Origin of the sequence: Micromonospora sp. NPDC002296, assembly GCF_040296145.1 — a bacterium.
Taxonomy (GTDB): domain Bacteria; phylum Actinomycetota; class Actinomycetes; order Mycobacteriales; family Micromonosporaceae; genus Micromonospora.
On sequence record NZ_JBEOWQ010000006.1, the window covers coordinates 39943 to 62757 of the forward strand.

Sequence of the window (22815 nt, forward strand, 5' to 3'; positions counted from 1 at the left end):
GCACCATGCCGTTCGAGGCCCGTCTGGCACCCATGACGCCAGCACACGCCGAGCAGGTGCTGGCCATCTACGCCGCCGGTATCGCGACCGGAAACGCCACCTTCGACACCGAGCCACCGAACTGGGCGGCGTTCGACGCGGGAAGGTTGCCCGGCCACCGGTACGTCACCCGCACCGCCGATGGCACCGTCACCGGCTGGATCGCCTGCTCGCGCGTCTCCACCCGCCCCGCCTACGCCGGTGTCGTGGAGCACTCCGTCTACGTACACCCCGACCACGGCGGATACGGAATAGGCCGTACCCTGCTCCGGGCTCTGATCGCCTCCACCGAGGCCGCCGGAATCTGGACCATCCAGTCCGGCATCTTCCCCGAGAACACCGCCAGCCTCGGCCTGCACCAGCGGTGCGGCTTCCGCGTCATCGGTACCCGTGAACGCATCGGCCGCCACCACGGACATTGGCGCGATGTCATCCTGCTGGAGCGCCGCAGCCCCACCATCAACTGACCGGAAGAACCCGGGCAGTCCGGCGACCTGCTCGGCGATGCCGGAGATGAGCTCCGGCGCGAGGTGCTGCCAACGGGTCGTCATTACCGTCTGCGACCATCCCAGGGCCTCCGGTGAGACCGTACGCGGGGGTGCGCCTCCTCACCTCGGACCGACGTGCAGACCGGCCAGGGCCGCAGGCGCCCCGGTCTGCACGTCACACGGGAGTCGGCTTCCTGACAGCAGCCCAACCGATCGGCTGGTTACAGCCAGTGGCCGCCGCCGACGACACTCCACCGGGTGACCTACCAACCACCGAACGACCACACCGCGTGGCAGGGGCAGCCGCCACCCACGCAGCAGTTTGCTTACGGACCGCCGCCAGCAGTACCGCCCCGCCGGAAGCTGGGCACCGGCGCCATCATCGGCATTGTCGCCGGGGCGCTCGTCCTCGCCTGCTGCGGCATCACCGGGATCGCTGCGATCGTCGGTGGCGGTGACACCCAACCGGAGGCGAGGTCCTCCCCGACTGTGGCAGCGGTCGCCGAGCGTGTCGCACCACCCGCGGAGCCGACCCCGACCCCGGCCCCGGTGCCGACGACGGCCGCTCCCACCACGCCGGCTCCCGCGGCGACGACGGCCCCCGCACCGACCGCACCAGCCGCGCCGCCCGCACCGGCGAAGCTGGTCATGCCGAACGTGAAAGGCATGAACGCCGCAGTCGCCGACGACAAGCTCCGCAAGCTGGGGTTCACGAACATCCAGTACGGCAGCCAGGACGAGAACGACACGCTGGTGTTGATGCTGGCGAACTGGACGGTGACGAAGCAGTCGGCGAAGGCTGGCAGCAAGATGTTGCCGGACGATCTGATTGTGGTTACCTGCACCAAGCAGGGCTGAAACAGCCGAGCGGTGTGGTCCCGCGCCGGACTCCCGGCGCGGGACCACGGATACCTGCCGGTCAGCTCGCGCAGACGGCGTACGCGCGCACCTTCCAGGTGTCGCTGAAGCCGTTCTCGTCCTCCGCGGCGCGGACGGTGACGACAGTCGAGGACGTGGCCCGCATCTCGGTCAGGCGCACCTGTCCCTCGCCGCCGAGGATCTCGCCGCCCACCCCGTGCACGCGGGTGCCGGCGGGGCAGGTGGCCGTGACCGACTGGGTGGCGGTGGAGCTGTAGACGCTGTCGTCGATCACGCGCTGCTCGCCGGGCAGCGGGTCGGCGCAGATCGCGGTGGCGTCCAGCCACCACGTGCCGGCGAAGCCGGTGCCGTCCTCGGCGCCCGCCACCACGACGCTGTTCTGGTTGATGCGCAGATCCTCGAGGACGACCTCGCTGTTCGACGCCCCGACGACCGCGCCACCGACCCCGATGGCGTGCTTGCCGGCCGGGCAGGACTTCTCGAACCAGTTCGACGTGCCGAGGCTGGGCGCCGAACTGCCGGAGACGGTCACCAGGCCCGGGGGCAACGGGGCGCACACCGCGTTGGCCGTGACCGCCCAGTTGCCGGCCACGCCGTTCTCGTCCTCACGCCCGGTCACCGAGTACGTGTCGCTGCCGATCAGCGGCACCATGATGTCCATGCCGACCTGCCCGAGGCCGGAACCGGTGATCGCGCCGCCGCCGCCGATGACCTTGGTGCCGGCCGGACAGGTCGCGTTCTGCGACTTCGCGACGCTGTTGCTGGGGCCGGTCGTCGTTTTGAGGCTCAGGCCGGGTACCGCCGCGACCGGTCCGGTGAGGGCCACCTGGCCGAGCACGAGTGCGCTCAGCACGCTCCCACCCACGGCGGCCGTCCGACGCGACCAACGGTTCCGGTTCAATCCTGCTCGCATGGTGTCTTCCTTTTCCAGAGGTGTTGGACACCGGTAGGAGCGCGGCCGGGTCGGGATACCAACAGAAAGTTCCGAAGAAAAGAATTCGCGGCTTCACTGACATGGTTGACGAGCAGCGGGGGACACGATGGACACGGCGGCACAGGACGACACCGCGCTGGTCGAGGCGGTGCGTCGCGGCGAGCGGGCCGGGCTGGAGGGCATGTACCGGCGGTACGCCGACCGGCTGTACACGTACGCCCGGACCGTGCTGCGCGAGCCGGAGGCCGCCGCGGACGCCGTCCACGACGCGTTCCTCACCGCAGGCCAGCGCATCGGCCAGCTCCGCGAGCCCGACCGGCTGCGCTCCTGGCTGTACGCGATCGTGCGCAACGAGTGCCTCCGGCAGCTCCGGGAGCGGTCCCGCTCCCTGCCGCTGGAGGAGGCCGGCGAGCCGGTGGCCGACACCGCCGACCCGGCCACAGGCGTCAACGCCGAGCAGGTACGCGACCTGGTGCACGCCGCGGCCGCCGCGCTGAACCCGGGCGACCGTGAGGTGGTCCACCTGGCCATCCGCCACGACCTGTCGCCCGCCGACATCGGCGCGGCCCTCGGGGTGCCCGCCAACCACGCGCATGCCCGCCTCTCGCGCGCCCGCACCCAGCTCGAACGGGCGCTGGGGGCGCTGCTGGTGGCCCGTGCCGGGGCCCGGGACTGCCCCACCCTCGCCGATCTGATCGACGGCTGGCAGGGCCGGCTCACCCCGACCCTGCGCAAGCGGGTCTCGCGGCACATCGAGAACTGCGCGGTGTGCGGGCTGCTCCGGCGGGAACAGCTCAGCCCGGCCGCGCTGCTGTCGGCGTACACGGCACCGGCCTTCCTGGTCGTCGCCGACACGGTGTGGCCGAGACTGGCCGAGGTCTGCGCGACCGACCTCCTCGCCGGCCCGGCGTCCGACGCGGCGGGTGCGGTCCCGGCCGACCCGGGGGCCGACGCGGCAGCCGATCCGGCGGGTGCGGTCCCGGCCGACCTGGCGCCGGCGGCCGACGAACCCGCCGGTGCCGGCGATGCCGGTCCGGCCGACAGACCGGCCGACCGGCCCACTCCGGCAGCCGACGGTGCGGCGGCGGTGCCGCGCGGGGCGGCGCACGCCGTGCGGGTGACCTCACGGGCGGACCGTGACCGGCACCGTCGGCGGCTGGCCGCGACCGTGGCCCTGCTGATCCTCATCGCCGTGTTCGGCACCTGGGCACTGGCCCCCGGTCGCCCGACCGCCGCGCGGGACGGCTCCGGCCAACCGGTGTCCGAAGTGCTCGGTCGGCCGGCCGGGGAGCCGGCGGCACCCCCCGCCGCGCCGCTGCCGTCCGGCACGGCCACGGAAGCCGACCCGCCGGCTCCGCCCGGTGCCGGCGGTGCGACGTCCGGCCCTGTCGCCGGGCCGGCGGACGGCGACGGGGCCGCCCGGACCGATGCGCCCGCCGCGCCCGATCTCGTGCCGGGTGGCACCGCACCGGCACCGACCGTGGCACCGAGCAGACCACCGACCGTGCCCCGCCCGCCCGCCGCACCGCAGGTCGCCGCTCCGTTCACGGTCTCCGCCACCGCGCGGGTGCGGTGCGGTGCGGAGACGTACAGCCTCGCGGTGCAGGCCACCGGCAGTGCCACGCTCGGCGGCGCCGAGGTTCGCTGGACGCCGGCCGGCGGCCGCACCTCGACCCGGGCCACGACGGTGGACGGATCCGTCGGACGGGTGACCGTCGGAGGGCTGCGCGCGTCGGCGCTGACCTGGTCGGTACGGGCGACCGCGGTGGACGGCCGCACGGCGCAGAGCCCGACCTACACGATCACCGACCCGTGCGTCCGGCCGGGATAGGAGGGGATTCCGGCCGGCATCAGCACCGCCCCCAGTGACCGCGTCGACAGACCCGCGCCCGGACGTCCCCGTCGTACTGGCCGGCCCCGGCCTCCCGGGCGGTCGGCGGTCCGCCGGACGTCGTCGTGGGTGGGCCGGGGCGATCGGCGCCGCGATCTCGTACGGCTGGTGTTGGATCGGGGCGAGTGGCCGGACGAGCCGGAGGTGCCCTGGTGAGCTACGCGGAGGTCAACGGCCTGCGGCTGTGGTACGAGGTGCGCGGCTCCGGCCGTCCGCTGGTGCTGCTGCACGGCGGGTACGGCGCGGTGGAGATGTTCGCCCCGATCCTGCCCGCCCTCGCCGGGCGCCGCCGGGTGGTCGCGGTCGACCTTCAGGGGCACGGCCGCACCGCCGACGTCGATCGCCCGCTGCGGTACGAGTCGATGGCCGACGACGTCGCCGCGCTGATCCGCCGCCTCGGCCTCGGCGAGACCGACGTGCTGGGCTACTCGCTGGGCGGTGGCGTGGCCCTGCGGGTCGCGATCCAGCACCCGGACCTGGTGCGCCGGTTGGTGGTGGTCTCCGCCCCCTGCCGCAGGCAGGGCTGGTACCCGGAGGTGCTGGCCGCGATGGGCGCCCAGGACGAGCGGACGGGCGAGCGGATGCGGGGCACCCCGCCGCACGAGCTGTACGCCCGGGTCGCCCCGCGCCCGCAGGACTGGCCGGCGCTCTGGGCCAAGACCGGCGCTCTGCTCCGCCGCGAGTACGACTGGTCGGCCGAGGTGGCCGCCCTGGCCCTGCCCGCCCTGCTGGTCTTCGCGGACGCCGACTCGATCCCGGTCAACCACGTGGCGGAGTTCTTCGGGCTGCTCGGGGGCGGCCACCGCGACGCCGGCTGGGACGGCACCGACCGCCCCGCGTCGCGTCTGGCCGTTCTGCCCGGCCTCACCCACTACGACATCGTCGCCTCGCCGGCGCTGCCCGCCGCGGTGATCCCGTTCCTCACCACCCAGGTCCGCGAGCCGGCCTGACCGGGCGTGGTGTCGGGTACGGCGGCGAGGTCCCTCGGCCCGGTTCCGATGTTGCGCCTAGACGTATACGTCTATTAGGTTGTCCCGGTGCCCACGAACGCCTCCCGGAACACCCTGGTGCTGCCGCTGCTCGGGCTCCTCGTCGAGCAGCCGTCGCACGCCTACGACGTCGCGACACGCCTTTGCGGCCGGTACGGGCACCTGTCGGTGACCCGCAGCACCGTCACGTCCCTGTTGAAGGCGCTGGAGCGGGCCGACCTGGTCGCCGCCCGCGCTCCCGAGCGGGTGGGAAACCGGCCGCCCCGCACGGTCTACGAGGTGACCGAGGCGGGTCTGGCGGACTTCAGCCGCAGGGTCGTGGAGGGGCTCAGCGACGCCCAGGTCGCCTCCCCGGACTTCATCATGGCCGTGGCCTACCTGGGGATCCTCCCGGCCGGCGACGCGGCGGCGATCCTGGACGACCGTGCTGCCCGCCTCGGCCAGCGGCTGACGGACCTGCGGCAGGAGCCCGCCGGGGTGCCCGAGGCGTACATGCTCGAAGTCGCCTACTGGCGCAACGTCGTCGCCGCCGAGGCGGGCTGGATCAGGATCCTGGCGGCGCGGATCCGGTCGCGCGACATCGACTGGCCGACCGAGTAGCCCGGCGGACGGGGGAGGACCGACGCATGGAGTCGCCCTCGTCGACGACCTCGCGGGCGGCCAGCCGTTCGTCGTCGACGTCGCATCCCTCACCGGGCACGCCCTCGACCACCTGCGGAACCACTCGCTACCGCGCGCCAAGATCCCGCCCGGCATTCCGATCCACGTGGTCGAGAACGGCAGCCCCAGCGGGGCGCCGCGCACCGGACAGGGGCAGGGCGACTTGCTGTCCGACATGCTCGGCGCCCTCGCCGGGCGGATCTTGGAGCGGTACGCCCCCGACGAGGTGCCGCCGCCGGTTTACCGGGTGGCGCGTTCGAGATCGCTTTGCTCCACTATGCGGTGGACGGGTTGCTGCCCGACCTTGCTCACCGCCTCGATCGACGCCGGCTTCGACGTCGAGGAGGTGCTTTCCGCCCTGGTGTCCCGCCTGGTCGGTGGTGCCGCCCCGCATCCGGGTGACGCGGGTCCGGCGCCGCACGGCTGACGGCGGCCTGCCCCGAGGAGCCGCCGTGCCGCTCACCCTCGCTCCGATGACCGCCGACCAGCTCGCCCGCCTGAGGCTGCCGCTGGAGCACTCGTACGCCGAGAACCTGGCCGCAGCCAGGCACCTGTCGCCGGAGGCGGCCCGGGCCGAGTCCGCCCTGCAGATCGCCCAGCTGCTGCCCGACGGGGTGGCGACCCCGGGCGTGCTGCTGCGGCTGGCCCTGGTCGACGACGTCGAGGTCGGCTGGATCTGGGTGACCCTGCCCCGCCCGGGCGGCCCCAGCAACCCGAGCACCCCGTGGATCCACAACATCGAGGTGCATCCCGCGCACCGGGGACGCGGCCACGCCGCGCGGATGATCGGGCTCGTCGAGGCCGAACTCGCCCGTCTCGGCTTCGACCGGCTCGGGCTGAACGTCTTCGCCGACAACACCGTGGCGGTCCGGCTCTACGAGCGCCTCGGCTTCCGGGTCACCGCCCAACAGATGAGCAAGCCGGTCGGCCCGCCCGGACCGGGCTGACCGACGCAGGTGTGCCCCCGTACCCAGCGGGAACCCTGCCCGGACGCACGCCGGGAGGCCGGACGCCCGGGCGCACGCCGGGAACCCTGCCCGGACGCACACCGGGAGGAGCGAGGCGATGGGGGACCGCACCGCACCGACGATCGGTGTGCTGGGCTCGTACGGTGGCCGTAACCTCGGCGACGAGGCGATCCTGACCGGCCTCCTGGCCGACCTGCGCTCGCACGAGCCGCACGCGCGGATCATCGTCTTCTCCCGGAACCCGGAGCACACCGCGCGGTCCCACCCCGACGTGGAGGCGGTGCCCTGGGAGGGGGTGAGCCGGGTCGACTCGGCGCAGGTGCTGGCCGAGCTGGACCTGCTGATCCTCGGCGGCGGCGGCATCCTCTACGACCGGGAGGCCCGCCGCTACCTGCGGGTGGTCCGGGTGGCCCAGGAGCGCGGCCTGCCCCTGCTCACGTACGCGGTGGGGGTGGGGCCGCTCAGCGACGGCGTGGACACCGGGATGGTCCGGGAGACGCTGGCCGGTGCCACCGAGGTGACCGTGCGGGACCAGGAGTCCCGGATGGTGCTGGAGGAGGCCGGGCTGATCAACCCGATCACGGTGACCGCCGACCCGGCGTTCCTGCTGGAGCCCGAGGAGTTCCCCGAACGGTTCCTGCGCGAGGAGGGGGTGCCGGCCGGCCGGCGACTGGTCGGGCTCAGCGTCCGGGAGCCGGGCCGGGCCGCCGAACGGCTCGACGTCGACGGCTACCACCGGCTGATCGCCCAGATCGCCGACTTCCTGATCCACCGGATCGACGCGTACGTGCTCTTCGTGCCCATGGAACGCGACGACATCCGGCACTCGCACGGCGTGATGTCGCACATGACCGCCGCCGAGCGGGGGCGCATCCTGCACGGCGACTACTCGCCCCGGCAGGTGCTCGGGCTGATGCGGCACTTCGACCTCGCCGTCGGCATGCGGCTGCACTTCCTGATCTTCGCCGCGATGGTCGGCACCCCGTTCCTGCCCCTGCCGTACGCGGGGAAGGTCTTCGACCTGGCCCAGCGCCTCGGCGTGCCGGCGCTGCGCGGCGTGGAGCGGGAGGTGGAGGGGCCGCTGCTGGCCGAGGTGGACCGGTTGTGGGACGAGCGGGAGGCCCGCGCCGCGCAGACGGCCCGCCGGGTGGCCGAGGTCTGCGACCAGGCCCGGGGCACGTCGCAGGTGACCGGCGCGGTGCTGGAGAGCCTGCGCTCGTCGAGGCTGCCGGGCCGGGTGGACGGCCGGCTTCGCCCGACCGGGGCGCCGGGCGGTCAGACGGCCGACCCCCGCCACCGGTAGAGCCACCCCCGGCGGCCCTCGGCCACCGATTCCAACTCGTAGATCTCGGCCTCGGCCAGCCCGTGCTCGCCGAGATGGTGGTGGGTCAACGGCGGACGGCCGTTGCTGTCCAGCTCCACCGTGACCGCCTGCCCGTCGGCGGTGCCGCCCGCCAGCGGGATCTCTTCCGTTGCTGCCATGCGCCCAATCCTGCCGGGGCGACCGCCGCCCCGCAGGAGATCCCCGGCAGCGCGCGCCGCGCTCGCAGGGGCGGGCGAGATATTGGTAGGAAACGGTCCCTCCGGGAGCCCTTTTCCACCGAGATCTCCCGCTGCGAGGCACGGGCGAGCGGGGCAGCGTGATCTAGGGGTGACGGCTAGGGTCCGTGGATGGCGGAGATCGCGATCGACCCCACCCTCGGGCCCGTGCTGGCCCGCACCGGCGACGAGCGCGCCGTGCTCGAATCCTTCCTCGACTTCCACCGCGCCAGCGTGACGCGCAAACTGCGCGGCCTCAGCGACGCCGACGCCCGGCGTCGGCTGGTGCCCTCCCTCACCACCCTCGCCGGCCTGGTGAAACACCTGACGCTGGTGGAGCGGAACTGGTTCCCCTACCTGCTCACCCCGGAGCCCGGCGACGTCTACCCGACCACCGAGGAGGACGCGGCGGCGAGCTTCGTCCTCGACGACGCCGACACGGTGCGGTCCCTCCTGGCCGGCTACGAGCAGGCCTGCGCCCGGTCCCGCGCGGTCGCCGCGCGCTTCGACCTTGACCATGTGGTGCCGCACCGGCAACTCGGCGAGGTCTCCCTGCGCTGGATCCTGACGCACATGGTGGAGGAGACGGCCCGGCACGCCGGCCACGCCGACATCCTGCGCGAGCTGACCGACGGCTCCACCGGGGCGGTCTGACCACCGGCGTCGCCCGGCCGGGCGGGCGGCGCGCCCACCTCGGCCGGGCCGTTCACCCGGGCGGCAGCAGCCCCGGCGGGTACTCCATGCCGTCGTGCGCGCAGGCCGCCGCGGCGACCCGGGCCGCGTACGCCGCCGCCTCGGGCAGCCCCGCGCCGCGCAGCCGGGCGGCGACCAGGCCGGCCGCGAACGCGTCCCCGGCGCCGTTGGTGTCCACCACCGGCCCCGGCGGCGCGGCGACGGGGACCCGGGCGGGCGGCCCGCCGGCGACGAAGAGTTCCGCACCGTCCGCGCCCCGGGTGACCACGGTGGTCCGGGGCGCCAGCGCGGCGACGACCGCCCCGGCCCGCTCGCCGAGCCGGACGCCGCTGACGAGTACCAGGTCGGCCACCTCGGCGAACGGGCGGTGGTAGGGGTTGTCGCCGTCCCAGTCGTGCAGGTCGGTGGAGAGGCCGACCCCGGCCGGTAGCCCGGCACGCAGCGCGGGTAGCACGGGCGGCGCCCAATCCATGATCGACAGGTGTACGTGCGCCGCGTCCCGGGCCAGCGCGGCCAGCCGCTCCGGCGCGAACGGCGGCGGACCCTGCCACGGGCGGGGGTCGTGGAGGGACATCCGCCGGCCGGCCGGGTCCACCAGGTTCACCGACCGGCGGGTCCCGCCCGGGTCCACGGCCAGCACGGTGTGCACCCCGGCCCGGTCCAGCGCGGCCCGGACCACCTCGCCCGCCGGGTCGGCGCCGAGCACGTCGACGACTGCCACCCGCAGGCCGAGCGCGCGGGCGGCCAGCGCCACCCCGGCACCGGTGTTGCCGACCCGCAGGTCGATCGGGGGAACGGTGAGCGAGTCGGCAGCCGGCAGCGGAAGCTGTGGCACGCGTACCCGCAGGTCCACCCCCAGCCCGCCGAGCACGAGAAGATCGAACATGGGCGCCACAGTAACGGCGGGGCTCGCTCCAGCGGCGTCGGCTCGGGCCGTGCCGGCGCGCCCGCCCGGGAACGCAACGAAGGAACCCGGACGACACCAGCTGCTGTCCCGGTCCGGTCCGTCCGGGTCAGGTCGGGCCCGGCTATTCTCGGTGGTCGTCGGGCGGAGGGGGACGGGTGCTGGTCATCCACGGGGCGTGGCTGCCCGGCTCGGGGCTCGCCGTCTGGGCCGAGGACACCGCCCTGCCGGCGCGGGCGCCCCGCCGTCCCGGCCGGGCCCCCCGCGAGCGGTCCCACCCGTTCGCCGCCGACCACGCCGCCCTGGCCGCTGCCCTCGACCCCACCGACCCGCGGACCGTCGGCCCGCCGCCCGCGGGCCCCGAGACCGCAGGCCCCGAGACCACCGGGTCGACGGCCCTCGGCCGGCCGCCCGACGCGCCGGGGACGACCGGGCCGGGGACAGCCGAGGCCGGGTCGGTGCTGCTGCGCCTGCCCACCCGGGCGGGCTCGCCGGTCGACTCGCCGGAGTTGGTCCGGACCGCCGTCGCCGAGCCGGTCCGGGGACCGGTCACCCTCGCCGGCTGGCGCGCTCCCGCCCTCCGGTACGCCCCGGCGGACGCGCTCGCGCTGCTGCGGGCTGCCGGCGGCCACGCCGGGGTGCCCGGCGCCGCCCTCCGGCACCTGGCCGAGCTGGCCGAGTTCGCCGCCGACCTGGTCCGCCGGGGCCGCGTCCTGCCCGGGGTCGCCCCGTCGTGGCCCGAGGACGACGACCCCTGGGCCCCGGCGGCGCGGGCGGACCCGGCCGCGTTCCGCCCGGCCGGCGCCGCGACGCGGGCCCGGCGCCGGCCCGCGCGGCCCGGGGCGGTCGCGGCGCGGGCGGTGTGGCGGCCGTTGCTCACCGGCGCCGACGCGGCCTGGGCCCGGTCGCTCGCCCTGGCCCTCCCGCCGGTCGCCCGGGCCGCCGGCGACCTTCCCCCCGGCGACCTGGTCGCCGACGCCCTCGACGCGCTGACCGACGCCGCAGCCCGGGCCGCCCTCACCCGCACCACGCCGACCCGGGGCGGCCGGCCGACCGGCGCGGTGCCGGCCTGGCTGGCCGCGTTGACCGGTCCGGCGGGGGAGTTCACCGCCGAGCCGGGGGCCCTCGCGGCGCTGCGTGCCGAGCTGGACGACTGGCAGCGGGACGCGGCCGGCGGCGCGGTCCGGGCCAGCTTCCGCCTGGTGGAGCCGGTCGCCGACCCGATCGGTGATGCCCTGACCGATTCGATCGGTGACGCCTCCACCGACCCGCTCGGCGACGTGCCGGCCGGGGTCCGGGACCTGCGGGAGGCGGTAACCGACCAGGCCGGGACGCTCCCCGACGCCGCCCGCTGGCGGGTCGAGTTCGGGCTCCAGGCCGCCGACGAGCCGAGCCTGATCGTCGACGCCGGGCAGGTCTGGCGGTCCCCGCACACCGTGCCCGCCCTCGCCGGCCGGCTGGACTCCCCGCAGGAGACCCTGCTCGCCGAGCTGGGCCGGGCCAGCCGGCTCTGGCCGGAGCTGGACACCGCGCTGCGTACGGCCACCCCGGAGGCCCTGGAGCTGGACGTCGAGGGCGCGCACCGGTTCCTGCGCGACGGCGCTCCGGTGCTGCACGCCGCCGGCTTCGGGGTGCTGGTGCCGTCCTGGTGGCGGCGGCCCTCGTCCCGGCTGGGGGCCCGGTTGCAGGCCCGCAGCCGCACCGCGCCGGGCACCGTGGCGGCAGCCGACGGCGGGTTCGGCCTGGACGCGCTGGTCGACTACCGGTGGGAGGTGGCCCTCGGCGACGAGCCGCTCACCGCCGAGGAACTGGCCGCGTTGGCGGAGCTGAAGACGCCGCTGGTCCGGCTGCGGGGGCGCTGGGTGGAGCTGGACCCGGGGCGGCTCGCCGCCGGGCTGCGGATGCTCCGTTCGGCCGGTGAGCTGACCGTGGCCGACCTGCTCCGGCTCGGCCTCGCCGACGCGGACTCCGACGACGCGCTCCCGGTGCTGGAGGTGACCGCCGACGGGGCGCTCGGCGAGCTGCTCTCCGGGCAGGCCGAGCGGCGGCTCACCCCGCTGGACCCGCCGCCGACGTTCACCGGGACGCTCCGGCCGTACCAGCGGCGCGGGCTGGCCTGGCTGGCGTTCCTCCAGTCGCTCGGCCTCGGCGGGGTGCTCGCCGACGACATGGGGCTGGGCAAGACGGTGCAGTTGCTGGCCCTGATCGCCGGGGACCCGCCGACCGCCGGGCCGACCCTGCTGGTCTGCCCGATGTCGCTGGTCGGCAACTGGCAGCGGGAGGCCGCCCGGTTCGCCCCGACGCTGCGCGTACACGTGCACCACGGCGCCGACCGGGCGCGCCGGGATGGGTTCGCCGCGGTCGTGCACGCGGCGGACCTGGTCCTCACCACCTATTCGGTGGCCACCCGGGACGCGGTCGAGCTGGCCGGGATCGACTGGCACCGGTTGGTGGTGGACGAGGCGCAGGCCATCAAGAACGCCGCCACCCGGCAGGCGGAGGCGGTCCGGTCGCTGCCCGCCCGGCACCGGGTGGCGGTCACCGGCACGCCGGTGGAGAACCGGCTCGCCGACCTGTGGTCCATCATGCAGTTCGCCAATCCCGGCCTGCTCGGCCCGGCCGCCAGCTTCAGGAAGGCGTACGCCGAGCCGATCGAGCGGCACGGCGACGCCGAGGCCGCCGAGCGGCTGCGCCGGATGACCGGCCCGTTCGTGCTGCGCCGGCTCAAGACCGATTCGTCGATCATCTCCGATCTGCCCGAGAAGTTGGAGATGGAGGTGCTGTGCAACCTCACCGCTGAACAGGCGTCGCTCTACCGGGCGGTGGTCGACGACATGCTGGCCCGCATCGAGTCCAGCGACGGCATCGAGCGGCGCGGCCTGGTGCTGTCGGCGATGACCCGGCTCAAGCAGGTCTGCAACCATCCCGCCCAGCTCCTGCGCGACGGGTCCGCGTTGGCCGGCCGGTCCGGCAAGCTGGCCCGGCTGGAGGAGATCCTCGACGAGGTGCTCGCGGCGGGGGAGCGGGCCCTGCTGTTCACCCAGTACGCCGAGTTCGGCGGGATGCTGCGCGGGCACCTCTCCGCCCGGTTCGGCCGGGAGGTGCTCTTCCTGCACGGCGGGGTGGGCAAGGCCGACCGGGACGCGATGGTGACCCGGTTCCAGTCCGCCGACGGGCCGCCGCTGTTCGTGCTCAGCCTCAAGGCCGGCGGCACCGGGCTGACCCTCACCGCAGCCAACCACGTGGTCCACGTCGACCGGTGGTGGAACCCCGCCGTCGAGGACCAGGCCACCGATCGGGCGTTCCGGATCGGCCAGCGCCGGAGGGTGCAGGTCCGCAAGTTCGTCTGCGCCGGCACGGTGGAGGAGAAGGTGGCCGCGATGATCGCCGAGAAGCGCAGCCTAGCCGCGTCCGTGGTGGGCTCCGGGGAGCAGTGGGTGACCGAGCTGTCCACCGAGCGGCTGCGCGAGCTGTTCGCACTGGAGGCCGGGGCGGTGGCCGAGTGACCGGGCCGTCGCCGGACGGGTCGGCGTCGACCGGCCGGTTCGCCGACTACGGCCGGCCGCGCCGGGTGGACGGCGGGCTGCGCGCCCGCAGCACCCGGGGCGCGATCGGCCGGTCCTGGTGGTCCCGCCGGTTCCTGGAGGTGCTGGAGTCGTTCGCGCTGGGCACCCGGCTCACCCGGGGCCGGTCGTACGCGCGGGCGGGCCAGGTGCTCAGCCTCGACGTCGCCCCCGGTGTGGTGACCGCGCGGGTGCAGGGCTCCCGGCCCGGGCCGTACCGGGTGCGGATCGCGTTGGAGCCGTTCCCGGCGGCGCTGTGGGACCGGATCGAGGCGGAGCTGGGGGCGCAGGCGTTCTTCAGCGCCCGGCTGCTCGCCGGCGACCTCCCCGCCGAGTTGGAGGAGCTGTGCGCCGGCGTCGGGGCACCGCTGTTCCCCGCCAGGGTCGACGAGCTGGCCCAGCGGTGCGACTGCCCCGATTTCGCCGTCCCGTGCAAGCATCTCGCGGCGGCGTTCTACCTGCTCGCGGAGGCGTTCGACGCGGACCCGTTCGAGCTGCTGCACTGGCGGGGACGGCGTCGGGCGGAGCTGCTGGACCGGCTGCGCGACCTGCGCGCCGCCACGGCTGCCGACCGCGCGGAGCCGGCCACCGGTGCTGCCGGTGTCACGTCGGGCGATCGGGGCGCTCCGAGGGCCGGTCGGGTGCCCGCGCCGTCCACCCCGGACGGTGCCGGTCGGGCACCCACGTCGTCCACCCCGGCGGCTGCCGGCGGCGGGTCCGGATCGCCGTCCACGAGGGACGGTGGTGGCCGGGTCGCGCCGGCCGTCGGCGCGGCGCGGGCGTTCGCCGGGCTGCCCCCGGCGCCGCTGGACGAGGCCGTCGACCGGTTCTGGCTGCCTCCGGTGCCACTGCCGGACCGCCCGCCGACCCTATCGACCGGTTCGGACCTGCTGCTGCGGCAGCTCGGCGCGCCCGCGCCCGCGCTCGGCGGGCCCGGCCTGCTGGAGCGGCTGCGCCGGGCGTACCGGGAGTTCGGCCAGGCTCGCCCGGAGACGGGCCGGGCGCCGGAGTCGGGGTCCCGCCCGACGCCGCGATGACGGTCCCGGCCGACGACGGACCATCCGGCGGGGAGGGTCCTGGCCACGGTCCACGGCGGACCGGCGGCCGGGCCGGCGTCACAGCCAGCGGCGGCGGAACCGCCACATGAGCGCGGCGTTGGCCAGCAACACCACCGCGAAGATCGCCCCGGCCAGCCCGCCGGCCAGCACGGTCGCCGCCGGCAGCGAGGCCCACAGCACGATGGTCAACAGCATCAGGTACCGGCCGCGGTGGGACCGGGCCCGGTGTTCCAGGCGGGCGAAGAACTCCGGATCGCTCTCCCGGAGCTGACGGGTGATCTGTTCGAACCTGCGCTGATCCTCTTTGCTGAGCATGGCGGTGCCTTCCCCTCACGCGTTCAGCGGTTCGGCGGCATACCCGCTGCGGCGGCGGCTCACGCGCTCCTCCTGCTGCTACTTTCGACAGGCCGCCGGGCGGGAGCGGTCACCGACGTCCCGCCGGCGGTCTGTCCACCGCCGCCGGAGCGCGGTTCCCCGGGTCGCGGCCGCCTGAGCGCAGCCTTACTCCCGCCTCAGGATTCCCTGCGCCGTGGAACGGCGCACCTCGCGCCGGACGGTGCGAACCGGCACGTCCCGGCCCGCCCGGTGCGTGTTCGTCCTGCTCCGGACGTCGCCCCCGTCGGCAGTCGAAACGGACCCTCCACCCGTGGTGTTGAGCCCCGCCTCAAGTGCCTCCACCGGCTGGTTCGGCGTCTCTTGAAGGCCCTCCACCCCCGGCTACCTTCCGTGGCAGCTCCTCCAGCGGTAGCCGCCGCACCCCGGGCGCGGCCATGCCGGCGTTCGACGAAAACGGGATTGGTACGCGGCCGACCAGAATGTGCCACCGAGCCGACCGCGGGACGACCGCGGCTGGGACGGACGACAGCACCCCACCCCGGACGGTTACCGCGACCACGGCACGTCCGCCCCCTACGGGCCCGACCGGCCACAGCCGAACCATCCGCACCCCGGCGCCCGCCCCGCCCCGGCCGGCCGGTACCCCGGGCACGCGCCCGCCGCCCCCGGGCCGGCGCGGCGCGGCCCACAGCGGGTCGGCCCCGACGGACTGGGCCGGCCGGCCCAGCCCGCGACCCCCGGCTACGGACTGCCCAACCTCGACGATGACGACGACCCGGGCCGCAGGGTGGGCCGGCGGCGTGCCCTCGCCGCCATCGGGGGCACCGCCGCGGTGGTGGCCGGCGGCGCAGCCCTGGCCATGACCCCGCAGGTACGTGGGCTCTTCGAAGGCGACGCCCCGGTCGGCGACGCCACCGGCACCACGGTCACCGACGGCACCCCCGCCCGCCCCAGCGGCCAGCGGCCAGCGGCCGAGCACGGTGCGCACCTACACCGAGCAGAAACGAGAGCTACATCGGCTCCCGGGCCGGCGAGGCGCTGAAGAAGAACAGCCCTTCCGGCGGGCGCACCTTCTCCGGCCCGGCCGCCGCCTGCCCGCGGTGATCACGGACGACACCAGCTGCCTGCACTCCCCCACCCCCGCCTCCCCGCCCTGACGGACCTGCGCCCCGCCGCTTGCCGTGATCATGCACTTGCGGCCCCCAGGATGGGGCTTTCGTCCCGGTGTGACCGGGCCCGAACTGCAAGATCGCGGAGGACGGGGTGGGTGGGGTGGTTAGCGGGCGGGGTGTCAGCAGGCGGGGCGGCGGGTGCCGGCCGGGTGGGTGCCTCCGGGGCGGGGGCGGCCGGGGCGAGAGCCGGCCGGGCGGGTCGGCGGCCAGCGGTGCCCGCGTCGGTGGTGCGGTGGCGGTTCCGCGCCGTCTGGCCGGCGTGCCGCGTCATCCCTGCTGGACATCACACCCCCGCTCGGGGCGCTGTCGCCCCCTCGTCCGGATCAACGACGTCCCGGGGCGCGGGGACGCTGCCCGGGGCGCGTCGGCTCCCCGACAGGGGCGGGCCCGCCGGCGTCAGTCCGACGGCGGACGGATCCACCAGCGGCGTCGCCGGGGCGGGTTCACCAGCCGCGGCGTGGCAGTGGCAGGTGGCCGGGGAGCAGCTCGGGGGTGAGCGTCACGCCGGTCGCCCGCAGCGCGTCTACCAGCACGTTCTGCACCAGGTAGGAGTCCGGGAGCTGCCAGCGCGCCTGTTCCGGGGCGACCGCCCAGCGGACCGTGCCCTCCGGCAGCCGGGTCGGCGGTGCCGGGATCCACGAGCCGGTGCCGTGCCGGACCACGTGGAAGCAGTGCTCCAGCTCCGGGCGCAGCGGGTCGCCGGGACGGACCAGGAACATCCAACGCCCGGTCGGCGTCACCACCACCGGGCCGCGGACGCCGAATCCGGCCGGGTGGTTCCCGACCACGTCGAGTACCCCCCGGCCGAGGTGGGCCGGCACCTCCAGGACGTCGAACGCCCGCCCGGTGGGCAGCAGCACGCCGTACGGGCGGCTGCGCCACCAGGTCGCCACCCGCGCCGCGTCGGTGCTGGCCGCCCGCTCCCAGTCCTCCAGCGCGGGATGACAGCCGACGGTGGGACAGCCGGCCCGACCGCACACGAAGCGGCTGCGGGCCAGGCATGCGCCGGGGGTCACCTCCCAGCCGTGGACGGCGTAGCGGACGGCGACCCGGCGCAGCCGGACCCGTTCCAGCGGCGACAGTTGCGCGACCCGCGGCCCGACGTTCCCCCACATGCCTACGAACTCCTCTCGCCCGGACCGGTAGGTGCCAGGTCGCTTGTCGAGCGCCGTCACTGCCGTAACCCGCGTTCGTTGACTTGACGGAACGGCTGATGCAACTTGCACGAAAGCTAGGAGTGCTGACCGCACGGCCGACGTACAGGCTGTGCGACCAGCGAAAACCTGAGGACGAACGGACCACCGATCCGTCCGCACGGTCGCCGCCGAGGCCAACCGGCCCGGCCAGGGGAGGGATGGACATGGACGAGTTACCCATAGGCCGGCGCGTGGCGTACTGGCGCGGCCGGCGCAAGATGTCCCAGCAGGTCTTCGCCGACCGACTCGGCAAATCCAAGAGCTGGGTGGACAAGGTCGAGCGCGGGGTGCGCCGGCTGGACAAGTTCTCCGTCCTCTACGAGATCGCCTACATCCTTGAGGTCGACGTTCAGTTGCTGCTCGGCAAGGACCCGGAGCGGCGTACCGACGTGCTCAACTGCATCGATCCGGTCGAGGTCCAGGAGATCCGGGCGGCCCTGGAGCGGTACGACTCGATGAGCGCCTACTTCGACGCCGCCCCGTTCCCGCCGCCGCTGGTGGACATGCGCAAGGCGGTCAACCACGCCTGGCTGACCTACCAGTACGGCCGCTACGGGATGCTCACCCGGGCGCTGCCGAAGCTCCTGCGCGACGCCCAGGCCGCGGACGCCGGCCACGACGGCGACCAGGCCCGCGACGCCGCCCACCTGCTCGGCCAGGTGTACCAGATCGCCTCCTCGGTGCTGCGCAAGCTCGGCGAGTGCGAACTGGCCTGGCTGGCCGCCGACCGGTCGATGGCGGTCGCCCAGCGGGCCGACGACCAGCTCCTCGCCGGGATCGCCACCACCCGGGTCTGCAACGCGATGGTCGCCATGGGGCGGGCCCGTTCCGCGCTGGAGCTCAACGTCAACATCGCCAACCGGCTGGCCCCCGGCGGCGGCAACGACGCCGGCCCGGAGCGGCTCTCCGTCTACGGGATCCTCCTGCTCCAGGGCGCGATGGCCGCTGCCCGGCTCGGCGACACGGCGACCGTGGACGACCTGATCAACGGCGCCCAGGAGGCGGCCGTCCTGCTCGGCGGCGACCAGAACCACTACTGGACCTCCTTCGGCCCGACGAACGTCGAGCTGCACCGGGCCGCCGCCGCGGTGGAGCTGGGCGACGGGGGGCGGGCGGTGGAGGTGCACCACCAGCGCATCCCCGAGTCGTCCTTCAACGGTCTACTCCCCGAGCGTCGGGCCCACCATCTGCTCGACATCGCCCGGGGCATGGCCCAGATCGGCGACGTGGCCACCGCCGGGGAGATGCTGCTGCGCGGCGACCGGCTCGCGCCCTCGGAGATCCGCTGCCGCCCCATCGCCCACGAGGTGATGTCGGACGTCCTGCGTCGCACACGAGGTGCGCTGCCTCCGCCGATTGCGGAGTTGGCTGAGCACATGGGAGTGGGAGTATGAGCGCGGCGGGGGTCGGTACGGACGGCCTGCACCGCGGCAGCGAGCGCCATGGGGTGCTCTACGTCATCGCCTGCGGGTCGCCGCTGGCGGGTCACGTCGGCCGCCTGGTCGAGCTGGCCCAGCAGGACGGCCGGGAGGTCTGCGTGGTGGTCACGCCGGACGGCGCGAAGTTCGTCGACCGGCCGGCGCTGGCCCGGCAGACCGGCCATCCGGTCCGCAGCCGGTACAAGGACCCGGGTGACCCGGACGTGCTGCCGCCGGCCGACGCGATGATCGTCTGCCCGGCCACGGTCAACACGGTCAACAAGTGGGCGGCCGGGATCACCGACACCCTCGCCCTCGGCCTGCTGGTCGAGGCGCAGGGCAAGGGGGTGCCGATCGTCGCGGTGCCGTTCACCAACGCCGCGATGGCCGGGCACCCGGCCTTCCGGGCCAGCCTGGGCCGGCTCGCCGAGTGGGGGGTGGACGTGGTCTTCGGCGAGCACGTCGTGCCGCTGCACCCACCCGGCGCAGGCGAGCGCCACCTGCACGCGTTCCCGTGGGGCGCCGGCCTGGCGGCGCTCCGCGACCGGCGCTGCCCGGTCACCCCAGCCGCCTGATCGGAGAGCAGGGCCCCTTGCCGACGGATTCCGTTGCACCGGGGGGCCCTGCCCACAGCCGCGACCCTGACCTACGGCGCGCGCCGGTAGAGTGGCCCGCCGTGAGCACAACCCCGACACCGCCGACGGTGGCCGACGTGGTGGCGACGCTGCACCGGTGCTACCCGCCGGCCTGGGCCGAGGACTGGGACCGGGTCGGGCTGGTGCTCGGCGAGCCGACCGCCGAGGTCCGCCGGGTGGCCTGCGTCGTCGACGTCGTCCCCGAGACCGTCGCCGAGGCCCTCGCCGCCGGGGCGGACATGATCGTCGCCCACCATCCGCTGCTGCTGCGCGGGGTCTCCTCGGTCGCCCCGACGACGTACAAGGGGCGGATCATCCACCAACTGATCAAGGCCGACGTGGCGCTCCTCGTCGCGCACACCAACGCCGACGTGGCCGATCCCGGCGTCTCCGACGCGCTCGCGGCCCGCTTCGGGCTGACCGGGCTGCGCCCGCTGCACCCTTCGGCCCCGGGCACCCCGGCCGTCGGCGCGGGCCGGGGGATCGGCCGGATCGGCGAGCTGCCCCGGCCGATGACCCTCGCCGAGCTGACCCGGTACGCCGCCGCCGTGCTGCCCGCCACCGCCTGGGGCGTCCGCGCCGCCGGCGACCCGGCGCGGACGGTGCGTACCCTTGCGGTCAGCGGTGGCTCGGGGGATGCCTTCCTCGGCGCGGCCACCGCGGCCGGCGTCGACGCCTACCTCACCGCCGACCTGCGCCACCACCCCGCCGGCGAGCACCTCGCCGCCGGCGGCCCGGCTCTGCTCGACGCCGCCCACTGGGCGACCGAACGACCCTGGCTGGACGACCTGGCCGCCCTGCTTCGGGCGGAGCTGGGCGTCGAGACCATGGTGTCCGACCTGGACACCGACCCGTGGACGGTGCACGCCGCCGCGCCCGGCGGCGGCTCGGCACCCGCCGACCCCGCCACCGCCGACCCCGCGCCAGGCGGCACCGCCCCGGTATCCGCCGCCGACCCCGACGCCGCCCCCGCCGCGGACGACAAGGAGCCCAGACCGTGAAGGCTGACCCCAAGGTCCAGCGCCGCCTGCTCGACCTCCAGGCGATCGACACCTCCCTCGCCCAGCTCGCCCACCGCCGCCGTTCCCTGCCCGAGCGGGCGGAGCTGGAGGGCCTCGCGCGGGAGCTGTCCGCGCTGGAGGACGAGCGGGTCCGCGCCCAGGTTGCCGTCGACGACCTGGACCGGGACATCGCCCGGCTGGAGAAGGACGTCGAGCAGGTCCGGGTTCGCAAGAGCAAGGACGAGGTGCGGCTCGCCGCCGGCACCGGACCGGCCCGGGAACTGGAGGCGCTCCAGCACGAGCTGGTCTCGCTGAACCGCCGGCAGAGCGACCTGGAGGACGCCGAGCTGGAGCTGATGGAGCAGCGGGAGACCGCGCAGGGGGTGCTCGACGACATCGAGCGGCGGGCGGCCGAGGCGCGGGAGCGGCGGGCCGCGACCGAGCAGCGTCGCGACGAGGCCCTCGCCGAGATCGCCAAGGAGGAGGAGTTCAAGCGGACCGCCCGCCAGCCCCTCGCCGGCGACCTGCCGGGCGACCTGGTCACCCTCTACGACAAGATCCGCGAGGACCGCGGCCTCGGCGCGGCGCTGCTGACCGGCACCCGTTGCGGCGGCTGCCGGCTGGACCTCTCCGGCGCCGACATGGCCCGCATCCGCAAGGCCGCCCCCGACGAGGTGGTCCGCTGCGAGGAGTGCCGCCGGATCATGGTCCGCACCAACGAGTCCGGGCTGTAGGCGCGATGGCGGTGCGCGCGGTTGTCATCGAGGCCGACGGGGGGTCCCGGGGCAACCCCGGCCCGGCCGGCTACGGCGCGGTGGTCCGGGACCCGGCCAGCGGCGAGGTGCTGGCCGAGCGGTCCGAGGCGATCGGCACCGCCACCAACAACGTGGCCGAGTACCGGGGGCTGATCGCCGGCCTCGAGGCCGCCGCCGAACTCGGCGCGGCCGAGGTCGACGCCCGGATGGACTCCAAGCTGGTGGTCGAGCAGATGTGCGGGCGCTGGCAGATCAAGCACCCGGGACTGCGTCCGCTCGCCGCGCAGGCGGCGGCCCTGGTCGGCCGGTTCGCCGCGGTGCGCTTCCAGTGGATCCCGCGGGAACGCAACCGGCACGCCGACGCCCTCGCCAACGCGGCGATGGACGCCGCCGCCGGCAAGCCGGCCCGTGCCGCCGCGCCGGCTGCGCTCGTCGAGCCGCCGCGCGAGGTGGCCGCCCCGGACTCGCCCGCCCGTGCCCGTGCCCGCGAGGCAGCCGCCCGCGCCGCCACCCGGGGGGCCGGCTCCGATCCGGCCACCATCCCCGCCTCCTGGGAACCGCGGCCCAGCGACACCGCCACCCGGCTGATCCTGGTCCGGCACGGCGAGACCGAGTTCACCGAGCAGCGCCGCTACTCCGGCCGGGGCGACGTGCCGCTGTCCGCGCGGGGCCGGGCCCAGGTGAAGGCCACGGCCGCCCGGGTGGCCGCCCTCGCCCCGTCCGTCGCGGCCGTGGTCAGCTCGCCCCTGTCCCGGTGTACGGCTACCGCGGAGGCGATCGCCGGGGCGCTCGGCGACGTCCCGGTACGCACGGCCGGGGACCTGATCGAGTGCGACTTCGGTGCCTGGGAGGGGCGCACCTTCGCCGAGGTGCGCGCCGGCTGGCCGGGGGAGCTGGACGCCTGGCTCGCCTCCACCCGCGTCGCCCCACCGGACGGCGAGTCGTTCACCGAGGTCGCCGCCCGGACGACCCGGGTCACGGACGCGCTGATCGAGGCGTACCCCGGGGAGACCGTGGTGGTGGTCTCGCACGTCTCGCCGATCAAGCTGGTGCTGCGCGACGCCCTCAGCGCCGACGACGCGTTCCTGCACCGGCTCCACCTCGACGCGGCCGGCATCTCCGTCCTGGATCGCTGGTCCGACGGCGGCCTGACGGTCCGCTCGATCAACGACACCGCCCACCTTTCGACCCCCTGACCCCACCCCCCGCCCCGCGCACTTTCCCGGAAAGAGTGGCCATTCCTCGGCGAATGGCCACTCTTTCCGTGTTTTCGCGCGGGGGAGGGCTGGGCGGGGGAGGGCGTACGGGGCCGTTCGGCGCAGTTGGAGGGCCGTTTGGCGCATTGGCCGACGCCGATCGGATGTGGCGGGGGTCACATGGTCGTAACGTGCGGCCGTCACTGGCGAGATACGACTTCCCGGAGGTGTGTCGGATGGCTGCACCCGAACCGGAGACGCCCGGCTCGGCGTCGTCCAGGGCGAAGGACCACAGCCCCTGGAACTGGCTGCTGTTCATCCCGATCGTGGTGCCGCTGATACCGGTGTTCTTCAACGCCGATTCGCCGCGCGTGCTCGGGTTCCCGCGCTTCTACTGGCTGCAACTGGCCTACATCCTGCTCGGGGTGGCCACCACCACGCTGGTCTACCAGCTTACGAAGAAGCGGGGTGGCCGGTGAGCGCGAGGAGTGAGCCGGGCCA

At 75.2% G+C, this 22815-nt stretch carries 22 protein-coding genes; 17 read left to right on the forward strand and 5 right to left on the reverse strand.

The window, feature by feature from the left end; genetic code table 11:
• Window positions 1-5 precede the first annotated feature (5 nt).
• Entirely contained in the window at window positions 6-506 is a 501-nt protein-coding gene (locus tag ABT023_RS07190; protein ID WP_350882922.1) for a GNAT family N-acetyltransferase, read from the forward strand.
• Between the two features lie 279 nt (window positions 507-785).
• The gene (locus ABT023_RS07195) at window positions 786-1385 is read left to right on the forward strand and encodes a PASTA domain-containing protein (protein WP_350882630.1); all 600 of its coding nucleotides are present in this window, start codon (window positions 786-788) and stop codon (window positions 1383-1385) included.
• 61 nt (window positions 1386-1446) lie between these two features.
• Here ABT023_RS07195 and ABT023_RS07200 read toward each other — a convergent pair whose 3' ends face one another.
• On the reverse strand, window positions 1447-2259 hold the full coding sequence (locus ABT023_RS07200; RefSeq protein ID WP_350882632.1) for a hypothetical protein: 813 nt from the start codon (window positions 2257-2259) through the stop codon (window positions 1447-1449).
• 187 nt (window positions 2260-2446) lie between these two features.
• On the opposite strand from ABT023_RS07200, the gene ABT023_RS07205 reads away from it, so the two are divergent.
• The 6 genes from ABT023_RS07205 (at window position 2447) to ABT023_RS07230 (ending at window position 8151) form a co-directional block, all read left to right on the forward strand.
• Window positions 2447-4171, forward strand: coding sequence for a sigma-70 family RNA polymerase sigma factor (locus ABT023_RS07205; protein ID WP_350882634.1), 1725 nt, complete (start codon window positions 2447-2449; stop codon window positions 4169-4171).
• A gap of 212 nt (window positions 4172-4383) precedes the next feature.
• Window positions 4384-5181 (forward strand): alpha/beta fold hydrolase, encoded by a 798-nt coding sequence (locus ABT023_RS07210; protein WP_350882636.1) that lies wholly within the window; start codon window positions 4384-4386, stop codon window positions 5179-5181.
• A gap of 87 nt (window positions 5182-5268) precedes the next feature.
• Window positions 5269-5820: a PadR family transcriptional regulator gene (locus ABT023_RS07215; protein WP_350882638.1), complete on the forward strand. Its 552-nt coding sequence runs from the start codon at window positions 5269-5271 to the stop codon at window positions 5818-5820.
• Window positions 5821-5986: 166 nt separating this feature from the next.
• The gene (locus tag ABT023_RS07220; protein ID WP_350882640.1) at window positions 5987-6307 is read left to right on the forward strand and encodes a hypothetical protein; all 321 of its coding nucleotides are present in this window, start codon (window positions 5987-5989) and stop codon (window positions 6305-6307) included.
• Window positions 6308-6332: 25 nt separating this feature from the next.
• Complete coding sequence (locus ABT023_RS07225; protein WP_350882642.1) at window positions 6333-6827, forward strand: GNAT family N-acetyltransferase; 495 nt, start codon at window positions 6333-6335, stop codon at window positions 6825-6827.
• Window positions 6828-6945: 118 nt separating this feature from the next.
• Window positions 6946-8151: a polysaccharide pyruvyl transferase family protein gene (locus tag ABT023_RS07230; protein ID WP_350882644.1), complete on the forward strand. Its 1206-nt coding sequence runs from the start codon at window positions 6946-6948 to the stop codon at window positions 8149-8151.
• Here ABT023_RS07230 and ABT023_RS07235 read toward each other — a convergent pair.
• The gene (locus ABT023_RS07235; protein ID WP_350882646.1) at window positions 8124-8330 is read right to left on the reverse strand and encodes a DUF8847 domain-containing protein; all 207 of its coding nucleotides are present in this window, start codon (window positions 8328-8330) and stop codon (window positions 8124-8126) included. The two genes, ABT023_RS07230 and ABT023_RS07235, sit on opposite strands and share 28 nt — an antisense overlap.
• 189 nt (window positions 8331-8519) lie before the next feature.
• Here ABT023_RS07235 and ABT023_RS07240 point away from each other — a divergent pair, with 189 nt between their 5' ends.
• Complete coding sequence (locus ABT023_RS07240; RefSeq protein WP_350882648.1) at window positions 8520-9041, forward strand: DinB family protein; 522 nt, start codon at window positions 8520-8522, stop codon at window positions 9039-9041.
• Between the two features lie 52 nt (window positions 9042-9093).
• Here ABT023_RS07240 and ABT023_RS07245 read toward each other — a convergent pair whose 3' ends face one another.
• Window positions 9094-9966: a carbohydrate kinase family protein gene (locus tag ABT023_RS07245; RefSeq protein ID WP_350882650.1), complete on the reverse strand. Its 873-nt coding sequence runs from the start codon at window positions 9964-9966 to the stop codon at window positions 9094-9096.
• A gap of 176 nt (window positions 9967-10142) precedes the next feature.
• On the opposite strand from ABT023_RS07245, the gene ABT023_RS07250 reads away from it, so the two are divergent.
• Entirely contained in the window at window positions 10143-13490 is a 3348-nt protein-coding gene (locus ABT023_RS07250; RefSeq protein WP_502890611.1) for a DEAD/DEAH box helicase, read from the forward strand.
• Window positions 13487-14584: an SWIM zinc finger family protein gene (locus ABT023_RS07255; RefSeq protein ID WP_350882652.1), complete on the forward strand. Its 1098-nt coding sequence runs from the start codon at window positions 13487-13489 to the stop codon at window positions 14582-14584. The genes ABT023_RS07250 and ABT023_RS07255 overlap by 4 nt, the downstream gene beginning before the upstream one ends.
• Before the next feature lie 78 nt (window positions 14585-14662).
• Here ABT023_RS07255 and ABT023_RS07260 read toward each other — a convergent pair whose 3' ends face one another.
• Entirely contained in the window at window positions 14663-14920 is a 258-nt protein-coding gene (locus ABT023_RS07260) for a DUF3040 domain-containing protein (protein WP_350882654.1), read from the reverse strand.
• Between the two features lie 1636 nt (window positions 14921-16556).
• On the reverse strand, window positions 16557-17228 hold the full coding sequence (locus ABT023_RS07265; protein WP_350882656.1) for a bifunctional DNA primase/polymerase: 672 nt from the start codon (window positions 17226-17228) through the stop codon (window positions 16557-16559).
• Window positions 17229-17473: 245 nt separating this feature from the next.
• On the opposite strand from ABT023_RS07265, the gene ABT023_RS07270 reads away from it, so the two are divergent.
• From ABT023_RS07270 to ABT023_RS07295, 6 genes are all read left to right on the forward strand, one after another.
• Window positions 17474-18703 carry a helix-turn-helix domain-containing protein gene (locus ABT023_RS07270; RefSeq protein ID WP_350882658.1) on the forward strand — a complete coding sequence of 410 codons (1230 nt, stop codon included), beginning with the start codon at window positions 17474-17476 and terminating at the stop codon, window positions 18701-18703.
• Window positions 18700-19302, forward strand: a complete 603-nt coding sequence (locus ABT023_RS07275; RefSeq protein ID WP_350882660.1) for a flavoprotein — start codon at window positions 18700-18702, stop codon at window positions 19300-19302. Before ABT023_RS07270 ends, ABT023_RS07275 begins: the two co-directional genes overlap by 4 nt.
• Before the next feature lie 101 nt (window positions 19303-19403).
• Window positions 19404-20363 carry a Nif3-like dinuclear metal center hexameric protein gene (locus ABT023_RS07280; protein ID WP_350882662.1) on the forward strand — a complete coding sequence of 320 codons (960 nt, stop codon included), beginning with the start codon at window positions 19404-19406 and terminating at the stop codon, window positions 20361-20363.
• Complete coding sequence (locus ABT023_RS07285; protein ID WP_350882664.1) at window positions 20360-21097, forward strand: zinc ribbon domain-containing protein; 738 nt, start codon at window positions 20360-20362, stop codon at window positions 21095-21097. The genes ABT023_RS07280 and ABT023_RS07285 overlap by 4 nt, the downstream gene beginning before the upstream one ends.
• Window positions 21098-21102: 5 nt before the next feature.
• Window positions 21103-22314, forward strand: coding sequence for a bifunctional RNase H/acid phosphatase (locus tag ABT023_RS07290; RefSeq protein ID WP_350882666.1), 1212 nt, complete (start codon window positions 21103-21105; stop codon window positions 22312-22314).
• Window positions 22315-22550: 236 nt separating this feature from the next.
• Window positions 22551-22793 carry a DUF3311 domain-containing protein gene (locus tag ABT023_RS07295; RefSeq protein WP_350882668.1) on the forward strand — a complete coding sequence of 81 codons (243 nt, stop codon included), beginning with the start codon at window positions 22551-22553 and terminating at the stop codon, window positions 22791-22793.
• Window positions 22794-22815: the final 22 nt, after the last annotated feature.

What these genes read in the sequence shown, in the direction of transcription:
- ABT023_RS07290 (WP_350882666.1), top strand. Translation starts at nt 21,103, where the DNA reads ATGGCGGTGCGCGCGGTTGTCATCGAGGCCGACGGGGGGTCCCGGGGC.
- ABT023_RS07295 (WP_350882668.1), top strand. Translation starts at nt 22,551, where the DNA reads ATGGCTGCACCCGAACCGGAGACGCCCGGCTCGGCGTCGTCCAGGGCG.
- ABT023_RS07205 (WP_350882634.1), top strand. Translation starts at nt 2,447, where the DNA reads ATGGACACGGCGGCACAGGACGACACCGCGCTGGTCGAGGCGGTGCGT.
- ABT023_RS07190 (WP_350882922.1), top strand. Translation starts at nt 6, where the DNA reads ATGCCGTTCGAGGCCCGTCTGGCACCCATGACGCCAGCACACGCCGAG.
- ABT023_RS07245 (WP_350882650.1), bottom strand. Translation starts at nt 9,966, where the DNA reads ATGTTCGATCTTCTCGTGCTCGGCGGGCTGGGGGTGGACCTGCGGGTA.
- ABT023_RS07275 (WP_350882660.1), top strand. Translation starts at nt 18,700, where the DNA reads ATGAGCGCGGCGGGGGTCGGTACGGACGGCCTGCACCGCGGCAGCGAG.
- ABT023_RS07270 (WP_350882658.1), top strand. Translation starts at nt 17,474, where the DNA reads ATGGACGAGTTACCCATAGGCCGGCGCGTGGCGTACTGGCGCGGCCGG.
- ABT023_RS07240 (WP_350882648.1), top strand. Translation starts at nt 8,520, where the DNA reads ATGGCGGAGATCGCGATCGACCCCACCCTCGGGCCCGTGCTGGCCCGC.
- ABT023_RS07235 (WP_350882646.1), bottom strand. Translation starts at nt 8,330, where the DNA reads ATGGCAGCAACGGAAGAGATCCCGCTGGCGGGCGGCACCGCCGACGGG.
- ABT023_RS07265 (WP_350882656.1), bottom strand. Translation starts at nt 17,228, where the DNA reads ATGTGGGGGAACGTCGGGCCGCGGGTCGCGCAACTGTCGCCGCTGGAA.
- ABT023_RS07260 (WP_350882654.1), bottom strand. Translation starts at nt 14,920, where the DNA reads ATGCTCAGCAAAGAGGATCAGCGCAGGTTCGAACAGATCACCCGTCAG.
- ABT023_RS07230 (WP_350882644.1), top strand. Translation starts at nt 6,946, where the DNA reads ATGGGGGACCGCACCGCACCGACGATCGGTGTGCTGGGCTCGTACGGT.